This window comes from Komagataeibacter kakiaceti JCM 25156 (assembly GCF_000613305.1).
The window spans coordinates 1-684 of the sequence record NZ_BAIO01000838.1; the positions used below are offsets into that span (position 1 = coordinate 1).

General features: G+C 66.1%; 1 protein-coding gene and 1 pseudogene. One reads left to right on the forward strand and one right to left on the reverse strand.

Annotated elements, in window-relative coordinates; translation table 11 throughout:
• Positions 1–181 (forward strand): annotated as a pseudogene (locus JCM25156_RS26500) (cysteine synthase A); the annotation flags it as partial.
• Positions 182–280: 99 nt separating this feature from the next.
• Here the strand turns inward: JCM25156_RS26500 and JCM25156_RS19380 are convergent.
• Positions 281–684: OmpA family protein (locus tag JCM25156_RS19380; RefSeq protein ID WP_025814461.1), on the reverse strand; the 404-nt coding region annotated here is incomplete at its 5' end.

Below are 684 nucleotides of genomic sequence, written 5' to 3' on the forward strand. Positions count from 1 at the left end.
CGCCGCCCGCCGCTGTGCGCGGCTTGATGGCGTGCCGGTGGGCATTTCATCCGGTGCGGCGCTGCATGCGGCCATACAGCTTGCGGCACGGCCCGAGAACGAGGGCAAGACCATCGTGACCATCGCCCCGTCCTTTGCCGAGCGTTACCTGTCCACCTCGCTGTTTACCGGGCTTGTCTGATCGCGGGGGCCATCCGGCGCGAAAAGGCCCATATGGAAAAAGCGGCTGCCTCATGGCGCCGCTTTTTTCTTTTCCATATTCAGCCAGATGGCAGGGAGATCAGTGCAGGATGATCTCGACGCGACGGTTCTGCGCCTCGCGCGTGTTGGCCATGGTCTGGACCAGCGGGTTGGAGTCGCCAAAGCCATGAATGTCGATCGAGGGGCCCGGCACGCCGTCGCGCACCAGTTCGGCCTTGATGACTTCCGCGCGCCGGAGCGAGAGCGCCTGGTTATACTGTTCGCCCCGTGGGCCCGGATGGGCGGCGGAGTTGTCGGTATAGCCGTTGACCTCGATCCGCGTGGTCTGTGTGTTGGTCGAGGCCTGTGCGGCGACCGCCACGATCGAACGGGCGCGATCGGTCAGATCGCTGCGGTCCCAGTCGAAAAACACGAGATAGGTCCGATTCTCCGCCGGGGCGGGCGCGGCGACGCTTGAAGGCGGCGGCGGTGGCGGCGGGGCGG